We start from the raw sequence: 13,004 nt of genomic DNA, 5'->3' as shown, positions 1-13,004 counted from the left end.
CCGGATTGTCACCGAGCGCCGTCGGGTAGGCTCAAGTTCCGTGGGGCACGGAATCCTTGAACGACTCGACCTGCGGCTCGTCCGCTTCCACCGGGTGCCGCGAGATCGACGGGATCCGCTCGGCCACCACGGTGTCCGGGTCGATGCCCAGCACCACGCCCACCGGGTCCGGGTAGGTGTTGATCAGCAGCTCGCCGCGCAGGTCCGCCTCCTCGGCGCGGGCGCGCCAGGAGCCGACGTGGATGACGCCCGCGATGGGTTCGTACACGTCGTTGTCGAAGGGCGCCGACTGGTGCTCGATGGCGTTGATCATGCGACGCGGGAACTTCCACTCGCGCGCCAGCGCTGCGCCCACCTCGGCGTAGCTGTAGCCGAACAGGCTGCGCTCGGCCTTGGCGCGCTTGAGGTCGAGCATGGGCACGTTGCGATCGAGTTCGATCATGGCCTCGGGCATGCCCACGTGCATCACCAGCTCGCCGATGGCGTGGATCAGGCCGGCAGTAAAGGCGGTGTTCTCGTCGATGCGGATGGGCAGCGCGATGTAGCGCGACAGGTTGGCCGTGTTCAGGCTGTAGCGCCAGAACTGGTTGAGGTTGACGCCACCCACCGTGTGAAAGCCTTCGCCCAGGGCGCTGGCCACCACCAGGGCGCGCACCTTGATCAGGCCCAGGATGTTCATCGCCTCGCGCGCGTTCGTGACGTTGCGCGACAGGCCAAAGAAGGCCGAGTTGGCGGTCTTGAGCAGCTTGGCCGTGAGGACCGGGTCCTCCTCGATCAGCGAGGCCACCAGCATGGGGTCCACCTCGGCTTGCTCGAAGGTGTCGATCAGGCGCCGCACGACCTTGGGAACGGACGGCAGGGCCTGGGGTTGCTTGAGCAGTTTGTCGAGGTGCATGGCGATCCTCTTGCGTGTGGTGCGTCGGTGGTTTGTCTTGTTTATCGTTCCCTGGCTGCGATTCTTTAGAACTATCGGGGGCATATGTAACTGGCCTGCGCCGGACTCAGTCCAGGAAGGCGGACAGCACGTCGGTGAACTCCCATTCGGCCGGGTCCTTGCCCAGCACGCTGCCCAGGTCCAGGCCCAGCGTCAAACCCACCATGTCAGGGAAAGTGGCGGCCAGGCCGCCGTCGTCGAGCTGGATTTCCTCGGCCCGCGCGCGCCAGGAGGCCAGGTGCAGGATGCCCGCCAGCGGGTCGTACACGTCGCCGTCGAACGGCGCCGTCTGGTGCTTGAGGGCGCTGACGATGGCGGTGGGGAAGTTCCAGCGCTCCACCATGCCCGCGCCGACCTCGGCATACGTGTAGCCGAAACGGTTGCGCTCGGCCTGGGCGCGCTGCAGGTCCAGCGGCGGCGTGCCCATGTCCAGCGGGCCGATGTCGTCGGGCATGGCGATGTGCATCACCAGGTCCCCGATGGCGTGGATCAGACCGGCTGTGTAGGCGTTGGCCTCCTGCTGGCGCAACACGGCCGCCAGGGATTTGGAGATGTCGGCCACGCGCAGGCTGTAGCGCCAGAACTGCGGCAGGTTCACGCCGGGCACATTCTTGAAGCTGGATCCGAGCGCGGCGGCCATGACGAGGGAGCGCACGTGCGTCATGCCCAGCATGGCCACGGCCTCCTCGGCGCTGCCGATCTTGCGGCTGGCGCGGAAGAAGGACGAGTTGGACAGCCGCAGCACCCGGGTGGTGAGCGAGGGGTCCTGCCCCACGAGTTCGGCCACCCGCTTGGGGCTCGGGTCGTCCTTGTTCATCTCCGACATCAGGTCGGCGACGGTGCGGGACATCGCCGGCAGGGCACCGGGGTAGTTCAGGAGCGCTTCAAGTTCCATGGTGGGCGGAGTTGTCCTTTCCTGCCCTATCGGCAGGCCGCGGCGGAACTTGATGCGCCGCTCAGCGCTTGCCCGAGCGAAGCTTTTCGAAGGCCGAGGCCATGGCCGAGGGCGCCTGGGCCGCGTCGCGGCCGCCGCCCATGTGGCGCGCGAAACCGTCGCGCCCCGCGCGTGGTGCCCCCGCACCACCGCCCTCGCGCCGCGCCGGCGCGGCGTCCAGCTTCATGGTCAGCGAGATGCGCTTGCGCGCCGTGTCGACCTCCAGCACCTTCACCTTGACGATGTCACCGGTCTTCACCACCTCGCGCGCGTCGTTGACGAACTTGTGGCTTAACTGGCTCACGTGCACCAGGCCGTCCTGGTGCACGCCCAGGTCCACGAAGGCGCCGAACTGGGCCACGTTGCTCACCGTGCCTTCCAGAATCATGCCCTCGCGCAGGTCCTTGATGTCTTCCACGCCGTCGTTGAATCGCGCCACCTTGAAGTCAGGACGCGGGTCGCGGCCGGGCTTTTCCAGCTCCTTCAGGATGTCCTTGACCGTGATGGCGCCCACGCCGTCCACCGCGAACTGCTCGGGCTTCAGGCGGCCCTGCCAGTCGGCGCGGCCCATGAGCTTGTCCACCGGTTCGCCCACGCTGGCGATGATCTTCTCCACCACCGCGTAGCTCTCCGGGTGCACGCCGGTCATGTCCAGCGGGTTGTCGCCGCCGCGGATGCGCAGGAAACCGGCCGCCTGCTCGAAGGTCTTGGCGCCCAGGCCGGCCACGTCCAGCAACTGTTTGCGGCTGCGGAAGGCACCGTTCGACTCGCGCCAGCGCACCACCGCCTTGGCCTGCGAGGCCGACAGGCCCGACACGCGCGACAGCAGCGGCGCGCTGGCGGTGTTCAGGTCCACGCCCACGCCGTTCACGCAGTCCTCCACCACGGCGTCCAGCGTGCGCGCGAGCTCGCTCTGGTTCACGTCGTGCTGGTACTGGCCCACGCCGATGCTCTTGGGGTCGATCTTCACCAGTTCGGCCAGCGGGTCCTGCAGGCGGCGCGCGATGCTGGCGGCGCCGCGCAGGCTCACGTCCACGTCCGGCATTTCCTGGCTGGCGTACTCGCTGGCGGAATAAACCGAGGCACCGGCCTCGCTCACCACCACCTTCTGCGCGCCCGGGTGGCGCTTGAGCAGGTCGGCCGCGAGCTTGTCCGTCTCGCGGCTGGCGGTGCCGTTGCCGATGGCGATGAGCGAGACGCCGTGCTTCTCGCACAGGCGGCCCAGGGTGTGCAGGGCACCGTCCCAGTCGCGCTTAGGCTCGTGCGGGTACACCGTGGCGGTGTCGACGAGCTTGCCGGTGGCGTCCACCACGGCCACCTTCACACCGGTGCGGATGCCCGGGTCCAGCCCCATCACCACCTGGGGGCCGGCCGGCGCGGCCAGCAGCAGGTCGCGCAGGTTGGCGCCAAACACCTGGATCGCCACGCCCTCGGCGCCTTCGCGCAGGCGGGCGAACAGGTCGCGCTCGCTGGAGAGGCTCAGCTTCACGCGCCAGGTCCAGGCCACGCACTTGCGCAGCAGGTCGTCGGCCTTGCGGCCCTGGTGGCTCCAGCCCAGGTGGCGCGCGATGCGGCCCTCGGCCAGGCTGGGCTGGCCGGGCTGCGGCTCTTCCGGGAGCGCCAGCTTCACGTCCAGGATCTCAAGCCCCCGGCCACGGAACATGGCCAGCGCCCGGTGCGACGGCACCTTGCCTATGGCCTCGCGCTGGTCGAAGTAGTCGCGGAACTTGGCCACCTCGGGCGCGTTCTCGTCCTTGCCGGCCACCAGCTTGCTGGTGATCTCGCCCTCGGCCCACAACCACTCGCGCAGCGATTGCACCAGTGCCGCATCCTCAGCCCACCGCTCGGACAGGATGTCGCGCACGCCGTCGAGCACGGCCGCGGTGGTGGTGAAGTCGCTGCCGTCCTCGCCCTTCTCGGTCTTCACATAGGGCGCGGCGGCGGTCTGCGGGTCCAGCGTCGGGTCGGCCCACAGCGCGTCGGCCAGGGGCTCGATGCCCGCCTCGCGCGCGATGGTGCCCTTGGTGCGGCGCTTCTGCTTGTAGGGCAGGTACAGGTCTTCCAGGTCCTGCTTGGTGTCGGCCGCCTCGATGGCCGCGCGCAGCGTGTCGCTCAGCTTGCCCTGCTCGTCGATGCTCTTGAGCACCGTGGCGCGGCGGTCTTCCAGCTCGCGCAGGTAGGCCAGGCGGGCGTCGAGTTCACGGAGCTGGATGTCGTCGAGGTTGCCCGTCACCTCTTTGCGGTAGCGGGCGATGAAGGGCACCGTGGCCCCACCGTCCAGCAGGTCCATTGCGGCCTGCACCTGCTGTTCACGAATCTTCAGGTCTTGCGCGAGGCGCGCAACGATCTTCTGCATGGGTCTCCCGGGCCCGGATCAGGGGCTGCTCTTTCACGAAGCGCGGGAGTTTGCCACAGGCTGTTGGGGCGAATTTTCAGCGCGCCAGCACCTGCTCCGTCGTGCTCAACGTGGCGTAAGTCCCCAGCGCCGACATGAACGCCGCGTGCACCTGCGCGGCCGGCACCGTCTGGCCGCCGAACACCAGATCACGCGTGGCGCAGGCGTCGTGCACCACCGTCACGGTGTAGCCCAGGTCGGCGGCGGCACGCGCGCCGGCGTCGATGCACATGTGGCTCATCGCGCCCACGATCACCAGTTCGCGCACGCCCTCCTCGTCCAGCAGCGCCTTCAGCGGCGTCTCGCGAAACGAATTGGGAAAGTGCTTGACGATCACCGCCTCCCCTTCAACCGGCGCCACCGAGGCGTGGATCTGCGTGTTCGGCGTGCCGGGGGTGAACACCGGGGCATCGGCCTTGGCGGCTTCGTGCCGCACGTGGATCACCGGCACGCCGTTGGCGCGCGCGTCGGCGATCACGCGCGCCGCGTTGGCGGTGGCGGTTTCGATGCCGACGAGGGGCAGTTTGCCGGTGGGGAAGTACTCGTTCTGCAGGTCGATCACGAGCAGGGCGCGCTGGGGCATTCGGTTCTCCATGGGTCAGGGTTCGCATCCCGGTTCGGGACGACGGCAATGATCCGCACCGTCGCGCACCCGGGAAAGTGGCGGCATCGACATTCCAGAGGGCAGAATCGACACATGCCTGCCCCCGACCCCATGGAAATCGGCCTGGTGCTCTACCCCGGCGCGCAGTTGGCCGCCGTGCTGGGCATGAGCGACCTGTTCGACTTCGCCTCTCGCACCGCCGCGCGCCGGGTGGGGCAAAGCGCCGCCACGCTGCGCATCACCCACTGGCAGCCGCAAGACAAGGGCCCGCCCACGCGTGTGTTCGACAGCGCCCCCGGCCCCGACCGCACACCCGCCGTGCTGGTGCTGCCCCCCAGCCTGAACCCGCCCCTGCCACGCGAGGCAGCGGCGCCCCTCGGCGCCTGGCTGCGCAAGCAGCACACGGCCGGCGTGGCCCTGGCGTCCGTGTGCGCCGGCGCCTTCGTGCTCGGCGAAACCGGCCTGCTTGCCGGGCGCACCATCACCACGCACTGGCGCTACGCCGAGCCCTTCCAGGACCGCTTCCCCGGCGTGCAGCTCGACACCGACCAGCTCATCGTCGACGACGGCGACATCCTCACCGCCGGCGGCGCCATGGCCTGGACGGACCTGGGCATGCGACTGATCGACCGCACCCTGGGCGCCACCGTGATGGTGGAGACGGCGCGCTCGCTGCTGGTCGACCCGCCCGGGCGCGAGCAGCGCTACTACAGCGCCTTTTCGCCCCGGTTGCGGCACGGCGACGCGGCCGTGCTCAAGGTGCAGCACTGGCTGCAGGCCACCGACGCGAAGGACATCGCCCTGCCCACACTCGCGGCGCGCGCCGGGCTGGAGGAGCGCACCTTCCTGCGCCGCTTCCAGAAGGCCACCGGCATGACCACCACCGAGTACTGCCAGCGCCTGCGCGTGGGCAAGGCGCGCGAGATGCTGCAGTTCGGCCGCCTGCCGGTGGACCGCATCGCCTGGGACGTGGGCTACAGCGACGCTGGCGCCTTCCGCAAGGTCTTCGCCCGCATCGTGGGCCTCACGCCCGGCGAGTACCGCCGGCGCTTCCACGCGGGCTGACGCGCACGATGCAGGACGACCTGTTCGGCGGACCACCGCCTCCTCCTTCACCTTCACCCGCACCACCACCGTCCGCCACCCCGGCGCCGCGCAGCCGCCCGCGCACGGGCGTGCAACCCGCCCCGCGCGACGACACCCTGCGTGCCCTCGCCGCCGCCCTGCCGCCGCGCCTGCGCCTGGGCACCTCGTCGTGGACATACCCTGGCTGGACCGGCCTGGTGTGGGACCGCGAGTACCCCGACGCCACGCTGTCCAAACAAGGCCTCACCGCCTATGGCCAGCACCCCTTGTTGCGCACGGTGTGCATCGACCGCAGCTTCTACCGCGCCCTCACCGACGTGCAGTTCCGCCGCTACGCCGAGCAGGTGCCGGCCGACTTCCGCTTCGTCGTGAAGGCGCCCGCGCTGGTGTGCGACGCGCAGATCCGCAGCGAGGACGGCAAGGGCCGCCAGCCCAACCCGCTGTTCCTGGACCCCGACGTCGCCGTGAAGGAATTCATCGAGCCCGCGCTCGCCGGCATGGGCCACAAGGTCGGCGCACTCGTCTTCCAGTTGAGCCCCCTGCCCTTCATGCAGTTGCAGCGCCTGCCGCTGTTGCTGGACCGCCTGCGCGCGATGCTCAAGGCCCTGCCGGACGTGCGCGGCGCCACGCCCGATGGCGTGGTGGCGGTGGAGGTGCGCGATCCCGAATGGCTCGCCCCGGGCATCGCCCCCGCGCTGGCCGAGGTGCTGCGCGAGGCTGGCGCCACTTACTGCCTGGGCCTGCACGCCAAGATGCCGCGCATGGCGGACCAGTTACCGCTGCTGCGCGCCCTGTGGCCCGGCCCGCTGGTGTGCCGCTGGAACCTCAACCCCCTGCACGGCGCCTACGGCTACGAAGACGCGCAGCGCGAGTACGCGCCGTACGACCGCATCCACGACGTGGACGAGGACACGCGCGAACTCATCGTTCGCACGGTGCGCGGCGTCACCGGCGCGGGGCAGAACGCCTACGTGACCATCAGCAACAAGGCGGAGGGTTGCGCGCCGTTGTCGGCGCGGGCGTTGGCGGAGCGGCTGGCGAGCGCCTAACCGCCGTCCGGCCCGAACAGGTCCGGCTCCAGCGCGCCCTCGATCCCCAGCATCCGCAGTTTGGTCACCGCGCCGCCGCGCGCGGAGAAGCCGCCGGGCTTGCCGCCCGCCGCCATCACACGGTGGCAGGGCACGATGGGTGCGAAGGGGTTGGACCCCATGGCCTGCCCCACCGCGCGCGCCAGTTGCGGGTCGCCCAGGGCCTGCGCCACCTCGCCGTAGGTACGCGTCTGGCCGGGCGGAATGCGGCGCGCGAAGTGATAGACGCGCTGGTGGAAGTCGCTCACGCGGTCCATGTCCAGCGCCACCTCCAGCAGGTCGCGCCGTTCGCCGGCCATGAGCGCCTGCACGCCCGCGATGGCCGCCTGCACCGGAAGCGGTGGCTCGGCGGCCGCCAGCTCCTCGCCTGCGTTGCGAAGCAGGCGCTGCCGCGTGGCCTCGTGGCCCGCGTCGGGCAACTGCACGGCCACGATGCCCGCCGGCCCCCAGGCGATGCCGCAGGTGCCGATGGCGGTGGTGAACAGGCAGTGCCCGCGCTCGGCCGGCGAGTCCATGGCGCCTCAAGCGCCCCGCAGGGCCGCGCGCAATTGCTCGCCCACCTCGGGCCGCTCCATGAAGGGGTCCGGCGGGTTCTGCACGTTCACGATGGCCTCCATGCGCGAGCGCACATTGCCCAGCGCCTTGGGGTGGCTGAACACATAGAAGCGGTCGGCCTCGATGGACTCGAACACCTTGTGCGCCACCTCCGCCGCCGTCACCTTGCCCGAGCCCACGGCCTTGTCGCTCATGGCCTGGCCGATGACCTGGGCCCGGGTCAGCTGTTCGTCGGCCATCTCGGCCGGCTTGTTGCGGTGGCTCTGGTTGATGCCGGTGGGCACGAAGTACGGGCACAGCACGCTGGCGCCGATCTGGTCGGTGACCAGGCGCAGGTCCTGGTAGAGCGTTTCGGTGAAGGCCACCACCGCGTGCTTGCTCACGTTGTAGATGCCCATGTTGGGCGGCGTGAGCAGGCCCGCCATGCTGGCGGTGTTGACGATGTGGCCGCGCCAGTTCGGGTCGGCCTTGGCGGCGTCCAGCATCATGGGCGTGAACAGGCGCACGCCGTGCACCACGCCCCAGACGTTCACGCCCAGCACCCACTGCCAGTCGCGCACGGAGTTCTCCCAGATCAGCCCCGACGAGCCCACGCCCGCGTTGTTGAAGACGAAGTGCGGCGCGCCGAACAGGCGGTACACCTCCTCGGCCAGCGACTCCATCTGCGAAGCGTCGGACACGTCCACGCGCCGCGCCATCACGGTCGCGCCAGCCGCCTTCATCTCGGCTTCGGCGCGCTCCAGCGCGTCGGCCTGCACGTCCACCAGCACAAGCTTCATGCCGCGCTGCGCGCCGATGCGCGCGCACTCGAGGCCAAAGCCCGAGCCCGCGCCGGTGAGCACGGCCGTGGTGCCCTCGAAATCCTGAATCATGGTGTCGTCTCCTTCTGTGTGTATTCGCTTGTCTTGCTCGATGGCCCAACGCCTCAGGGGCGCAGCATCTCGATGTGGGGAATGCCGTCCTCGTCGTAGGGCGCGCCGTCAGGCAGGAAGCCGTGCTGCCGGTAGAAGCCTTCCAGATGCGCCTGCGCGCCGATGCGGATGGGCCCCGGCCCCCACAGCGCGCGCACGCGCTCCACGGCCTCGCGCATCAACGCATGGCCCAGGCCGGTGCCGCGCGTCGACGGGTCGCAGACCACGCGGCCGATGCTGGCCTCGGCGAACTTCAGGCCCGCCGGCACCAGGCGCGCGTAGGCCTGCAGTTCATCACCGTCCTCGCCCATCAGGTGCCAGCAGCCGGGGTCGGCACCGTCCGCATCCAGATAGACGCAGCGCTGCTCGACCACGAAGACCTCGCTGCGCAGGCGCATCAGCTCGTACACCTCGCGCGCGGACAACTCGTCGAAGCGCGCGCAACGCCAGGCGATCAAGCCTTCACCTCGCGCAGCACGTACCCGACGCGCGGAAAGTGCACGTGCACCGTGCCGGCGCGATCGTCGTGCCGTTCGATGGTGTAGCGCGTGCGCGTGGCAGCGAGCAGCACGCCTTCACTGGTCTCGGTGCCGAAAGCCTCGGCGGCGATCGTCACGCGGCTGCCCAGGGGAATGCCGTGGTCGTCCTGGAACACCTCCTCGGCCTTGATCGGCTCGGGCGTGGCCGCGCGCGCGATGCCCACGGCGTCGGCGCTGCTCATTCGATCGCTGCGGCCGTGGCCGATGGCGGCCAGGCGGTCCATCCACTCCAGCACGTCGGGCGTGGCGTCCAGGATGTCGGCCAGGCCCGGGTTGAGCTTGCGCGTGAACCACAGCGGGTGGTAGGCCGCGAAGTCGGCGATGCAGGGCACCTCGCCCAACAGATAGGGCTGCTCGTCGAGCATGTTGGCCAGGCGGCGCAGGTAGCTGCGGTAGGCGCAGGTGGCGTCGGCGGGGCGCAGCAGGGTCATGTTCTGACGCATGGTGGCGCGGTCGGCGGCAAAGGCCTGTCCCTCGCCGGGTGGCAGGCCGGCGAACATCTTGGCCGCTCCCTTGGGACTGAGCGTGTAGCCCATGGAAGCCCAGAACAATGAGGAGTCGGCCCACTGCGCGACAGCGCGCGACAGGCCGCGCGCATGCACCGGAAACAGCGGCGGCTCGGGCTCGCGGTGTTCCAGCACATCGGCGATGAGCGCGGTGTCGCAGTAGATGTCGGCGCCGATCTGCAGCAGCGGCGTCTTGCGGTAGCCGCCGGTGAGCGCCACCACGTCGGGCTTGGGCATCACCGTGGGGATGTACACGCTGTGCCAGACGAGGCCCTTGTGGCCCAGCATGAGGCGCGCCTTCTCGGCGAAGGGCGACATGGGGTAGTGATGAAGGATCAGGTCGTGCATGGTGGTGGCGTGCATGGCTGGTGTCTCGGCAATCATGCTTGGCCTTGCTGCCTGCTGGGGATGAAGTTTGTTGGGGGCTTCTCGCGGGCGGGTTGGCGATGGCCGAGGCCACTGGGTGCCCTGCTCCGCAAATGTCCCCCGCCAAGGGCTTCGCCCTTGGCTCCTCCTTTATTTTGCTGCGCAGGGCACCCAGTGTCCTCGGCCTGCAACCATGCCGGCACACGAACGGTGGGCACTCCATCGCTGTGTGGGTGGGTCGGGTGACAGGGCGCTCTGTGTAGCGAAATAAAGGAGGAGGACCGGCGCAGCCGGTCCGGGGGACATTCGCGGAACAGAGCGCCCTGGCGCCCGATCCTGCGAGGCAGCCGCCTGCGAGCGCACCGAACGTCAAGCATGTTCATCGAAGACCAAGCTCAAGCCCGCGGCATGGCACGCGAGATGATGGTGTCCACATCGGCACCGGACGACAGCGAACCGAAGCTGTACCCCCAATGCCCCCCCAGACGCGAATCGCAGAAGGCGTTGAACACCTCGGCCGGCGCGGTCTGCGCCAGCAGCGCGGCCTGCACGGCCAGCGCCACGTCCTGCGCCAGGCGTCGGGCCTCCATCTCGGTGGCCATCTCCTCCACACGCAGCGGCAATCGCGCGGCCAGGTGGTCCAGCGCGGCGTGCATGCCTTTGGCGGGCGCCAACTCGTGGGCCAGCGCGGCGGCGGCGTCGGCTTTGCGGATCGCACGCAGCAAGTCAAGCGCCATGATGTTGCCCGCGCCTTCCCAGATGGAGTTGAGCGGCATCTCGCGGTAGATGCGGGCCATGATGCCCTCGCCACCCTCCTCCACGTAGCCATTGCCGCCCAGGCACTCCATGGCCTCCTGCGCGAAGTGGCTGCCGCGCTTGCAGATCCAGAACTTGGCCACGGGCGTCAGCAGGCGCGCCATCACCTGCTCATGCGGGTCGTGCTGGCGGTCGAAGGCGCGCGCCAGGCGCAAAGCGAGCGCGGTGGCCGCTTCGGATTCGAGCGCGAGGTCGGCCAGCACGTTCTTCATCAGCGGCTGGTCGATGAGGACCTTGCCAAAGGCCTTGCGCTGCGTGGTGTGGTTGAGCGCGATGGACAGGGCCTGGCGCATCAGGCCGCTGGTGCCCAGGGCGCAGTCCAGGCGCGTCATGGTCCCCATGGCCAGGATCTGCGGCACGCCGCGGCCTTCTTCGCCCACCAGCCAGGCGCTGGCGCCGTGGAACTCCACCTCGGAACTGGCGTTGGCTTTGTTGCCCAGCTTGTCCTTCAGGCGCTGGATGCGGATGGCGTTGACGCTCCCATCGGGCAACACACGCGGCAGGAACAGACAACTCAGCCCGCTAGCCGTCTGCGCCAGGATGAGGAAGGCGTCGCACATGGGCGCCGAGAAGAACCACTTGTGGCCGGTGACGCTGAAGCGCTGGCCCCAGCCGTCGCTGCCGGCGGGTTCGGCGCGCGTGGTGTTGGCGCGCACGTCCGAGCCGCCCTGCTTCTCCGTCATGCCCATGCCCATGGTGGCACCGGGCTTGTCGCGCCAGACCTTCAGCGTGGGATCGTACGCGCGGCTGGTGAGCTGCGGCGCCCAGTCGCGGTAGATGGCCGCGTTGCCCTGCAGCGCGGGCGTGACCGCGTAGCTCATGGAGATGGGGCACAGCACCGAGGGCTCGAGCTCGGTGAAGAGCATGAAGCCGGCGGCACGGCGCAGGTGGGCGGTGCCGCTCGCGGTCTCCTCGGGCGCGAATGCATGGCCGTGCAGCCCGGCGCCCACGGCCTCGCGCATCAGCGCGTGGTAGCTGGGGTGGAACTCCACCTGGTCGATGCGCTCGCCCACGCGGCTGTGCGTCTTGAGCTGCGGCGTGAACACGTTGGCCAGGCGCGCGTGGGTCTGCATCTCCGCGCTGCCCACGGTGGCGCCCAGGGCGCGCAGGCCGGCCGTGTCCAGCCCCGGCGCGTTGAAGGCCAGCGCGGCCTGCAGGGCGCGGTTGGTCTCGAAGAGGTTCACATCCACCAGCGGCGCGGGCTGGTTGAAGACCTCGTGCGTCGCCTGCATGTGAACCTCCTTGCGCTCAGATCAGCTTGACGAGCTGCTTGCCGAAGTTCTTGCCCTTGAGCAGACCCAGGAAAGCCTCGGGCGCCGACGCGATGCCCTGCGCCACCGTCTCGCGCGGACGCAGCTTGCCGGTGCCCACCAGCGTGCCCAGCTCCTTCAGCGCCTCGGGCCACACCTCCATGTGTTCGCTCACGATGAAGCCTTCCACCTTGAGCCGGTTCACCAGGATCAGCGCCGGGTTGGCCAGGGGCAGCGGCTGGCCGTCGTAGCCGGCGATCATGCCGCACACGGCGATGCGGCCGAAGGCGTTCATGCGCAGCAGCACGGCGTCCAGAATCATCCCGCCCACGTTCTCGAAATAGCCGTCGATGCCGTTCGGGCAGGCTTCCTTCAGTGCCTTGGCCAGGGAGTACATGTCCTTGTGCAGGCGGTAGTCGATGCAGGCGTCGAAGCCCAGCTCTTCCACCGCGTACTTGCACTTCTCGGGCCCGCCCGCGATGCCCACCGCGCGGCAGCCGCGCGCCTTGGCCAGCGCGCCGAAGGCACTGCCCACGGCGCCCGTGGCCGCGCTCACCACCACGGTTTCGCCGGCCTTGGGGTTGATGATCTTCACCAGGCCATACCAGGCCGTCACCCCCGGCATGCCCACGGCGCCCAGGTAGTGGCTCAGCGGCACGTGGGTGGTGTCCACCTTGCGCAGCGCGCCGGGCTGCTCGGCGTCCACCACGCTGTACTCCTGCCAGCCGCCCATGCCCACCACCTGGTCGCCCACGGCGTATTTGGGGTTCTTCGACTCGACCACCTCGCCCACGGTGCCGCCGATCATCACCTCGCCCAGGGGCTGCGAGGCCGCGTAGCTCTTGCTGTCGTTCATGCGGCCGCGCATGTAGGGGTCGAGGCTGAGGAAGTGGTGGCGCACGAGCACCTGGCCGTCCTTGAGCGCGGGCGTTTCGCTGCTCACGAGCTTGAAGTTGTCGACCGTGGCCTCGGCCTTGGGGCGGTTGTCGAGCAGGATCTGGCGGTTGGTGGGCATGGTGT

General features: G+C 69.6%; 12 protein-coding genes. 2 read left to right on the top strand and 10 right to left on the bottom strand.

The features are described 5' to 3' along the window. Nucleotides 1–31: 31 nt before the first annotated feature. The 4 genes from BN948_RS09380 to BN948_RS09365 all read right to left on the bottom strand — a co-directional run bounded on the left by BN948_RS09380 (nucleotide 32) and on the right by BN948_RS09365 (nucleotide 4,846). Nucleotides 32–895 (bottom strand): HDOD domain-containing protein, encoded by an 864-nt coding sequence (locus BN948_RS09380; RefSeq protein ID WP_009518605.1) that lies wholly within the window; start codon nucleotides 893–895, stop codon nucleotides 32–34. Between the two features lie 106 nt (nucleotides 896–1,001). Beyond that, the gene (locus BN948_RS09375) at nucleotides 1,002–1,829 is read right to left on the bottom strand and encodes an HDOD domain-containing protein (RefSeq protein ID WP_009518606.1); all 828 of its coding nucleotides are present in this window, start codon (nucleotides 1,827–1,829) and stop codon (nucleotides 1,002–1,004) included. Nucleotides 1,830–1,890: 61 nt separating this feature from the next. Beyond that, nucleotides 1,891–4,224 carry a Tex family protein gene (locus BN948_RS09370; protein ID WP_009518607.1) on the bottom strand — a complete coding sequence of 778 codons (2,334 nt, stop codon included), beginning with the start codon at nucleotides 4,222–4,224 and terminating at the stop codon, nucleotides 1,891–1,893. A 76-nt stretch (nucleotides 4,225–4,300) separates the two neighbouring features. Then, nucleotides 4,301–4,846 (bottom strand): cysteine hydrolase family protein, encoded by a 546-nt coding sequence (locus BN948_RS09365; protein ID WP_009518608.1) that lies wholly within the window; start codon nucleotides 4,844–4,846, stop codon nucleotides 4,301–4,303. Nucleotides 4,847–4,960: 114 nt separating this feature from the next. Here BN948_RS09365 and BN948_RS09360 point away from each other — a divergent pair, with 114 nt between their 5' ends. Both BN948_RS09360 and BN948_RS09355 read left to right on the top strand, forming a co-directional pair. After that, a complete protein-coding gene (locus BN948_RS09360) occupies nucleotides 4,961–5,932 on the top strand; it encodes a GlxA family transcriptional regulator (RefSeq protein WP_009518609.1) in 972 nt (323 codons plus the stop codon). Nucleotides 5,933–5,940: 8 nt separating this feature from the next. Next, nucleotides 5,941–7,002: a DUF72 domain-containing protein gene (locus BN948_RS09355; protein WP_035621353.1), complete on the top strand. Its 1,062-nt coding sequence runs from the start codon at nucleotides 5,941–5,943 to the stop codon at nucleotides 7,000–7,002. On the opposite strand, the gene BN948_RS09350 is transcribed toward BN948_RS09355, so the two are convergent. From BN948_RS09350 to BN948_RS09325, 6 genes are all read right to left on the bottom strand, one after another. Next, nucleotides 6,999–7,556 (bottom strand): methylated-DNA--[protein]-cysteine S-methyltransferase, encoded by a 558-nt coding sequence (locus BN948_RS09350; RefSeq protein ID WP_009518611.1) that lies wholly within the window; start codon nucleotides 7,554–7,556, stop codon nucleotides 6,999–7,001. The genes BN948_RS09355 and BN948_RS09350 overlap by 4 nt on opposite strands. Nucleotides 7,557–7,562: 6 nt before the next feature. Next, nucleotides 7,563–8,468, bottom strand: a complete 906-nt coding sequence (locus tag BN948_RS09345; protein WP_009518612.1) for an SDR family oxidoreductase — start codon at nucleotides 8,466–8,468, stop codon at nucleotides 7,563–7,565. A 53-nt stretch (nucleotides 8,469–8,521) separates the two neighbouring features. Next, nucleotides 8,522–8,965: a GNAT family N-acetyltransferase gene (locus tag BN948_RS09340; protein ID WP_009518613.1), complete on the bottom strand. Its 444-nt coding sequence runs from the start codon at nucleotides 8,963–8,965 to the stop codon at nucleotides 8,522–8,524. Continuing rightward, a complete protein-coding gene (locus BN948_RS09335) occupies nucleotides 8,962–9,900 on the bottom strand; it encodes a glutathione S-transferase family protein (RefSeq protein WP_035621426.1) in 939 nt (312 codons plus the stop codon). Before BN948_RS09335 ends, BN948_RS09340 begins: the two co-directional genes overlap by 4 nt. 413 nt (nucleotides 9,901–10,313) lie before the next feature. Continuing rightward, nucleotides 10,314–11,966, bottom strand: coding sequence for an isovaleryl-CoA dehydrogenase (locus BN948_RS09330; protein WP_009518615.1), 1,653 nt, complete (start codon nucleotides 11,964–11,966; stop codon nucleotides 10,314–10,316). 16 nt (nucleotides 11,967–11,982) lie between these two features. Beyond that, entirely contained in the window at nucleotides 11,983–12,999 is a 1,017-nt protein-coding gene (locus BN948_RS09325) for an NADP-dependent oxidoreductase (protein WP_009518616.1), read from the bottom strand. Nucleotides 13,000–13,004: the final 5 nt, after the last annotated feature.

The organism is Hydrogenophaga intermedia, assembly GCF_000723405.1.
Classification (GTDB): domain Bacteria; phylum Pseudomonadota; class Gammaproteobacteria; order Burkholderiales; family Burkholderiaceae_C; genus Hydrogenophaga; species Hydrogenophaga intermedia.
Note: the sequence above shows the minus strand (reverse complement) of the source record. Positions and strands in the feature narration are given on the sequence as shown.

Coding starts and splice junctions, on each gene's coding strand:
- BN948_RS09380 (WP_009518605.1), bottom strand. CDS start 895: ATGCACCTCGACAAACTGCTCAAGCAACCCCAGGCCCTGCCGTCCGTT.
- BN948_RS09375 (WP_009518606.1), bottom strand. CDS start 1,829: ATGGAACTTGAAGCGCTCCTGAACTACCCCGGTGCCCTGCCGGCGATG.
- BN948_RS09370 (WP_009518607.1), bottom strand. CDS start 4,224: ATGCAGAAGATCGTTGCGCGCCTCGCGCAAGACCTGAAGATTCGTGAA.
- BN948_RS09365 (WP_009518608.1), bottom strand. CDS start 4,846: ATGCCCCAGCGCGCCCTGCTCGTGATCGACCTGCAGAACGAGTACTTC.
- BN948_RS09360 (WP_009518609.1), top strand. CDS start 4,961: ATGCCTGCCCCCGACCCCATGGAAATCGGCCTGGTGCTCTACCCCGGC.
- BN948_RS09355 (WP_035621353.1), top strand. CDS start 5,941: ATGCAGGACGACCTGTTCGGCGGACCACCGCCTCCTCCTTCACCTTCA.
- BN948_RS09350 (WP_009518611.1), bottom strand. CDS start 7,556: ATGGACTCGCCGGCCGAGCGCGGGCACTGCCTGTTCACCACCGCCATC.
- BN948_RS09345 (WP_009518612.1), bottom strand. CDS start 8,468: ATGATTCAGGATTTCGAGGGCACCACGGCCGTGCTCACCGGCGCGGGC.
- BN948_RS09335 (WP_035621426.1), bottom strand. CDS start 9,900: ATGCACGACCTGATCCTTCATCACTACCCCATGTCGCCCTTCGCCGAG.
- BN948_RS09330 (WP_009518615.1), bottom strand. CDS start 11,966: ATGCAGGCGACGCACGAGGTCTTCAACCAGCCCGCGCCGCTGGTGGAT.
- BN948_RS09325 (WP_009518616.1), bottom strand. CDS start 12,999: ATGCCCACCAACCGCCAGATCCTGCTCGACAACCGCCCCAAGGCCGAG.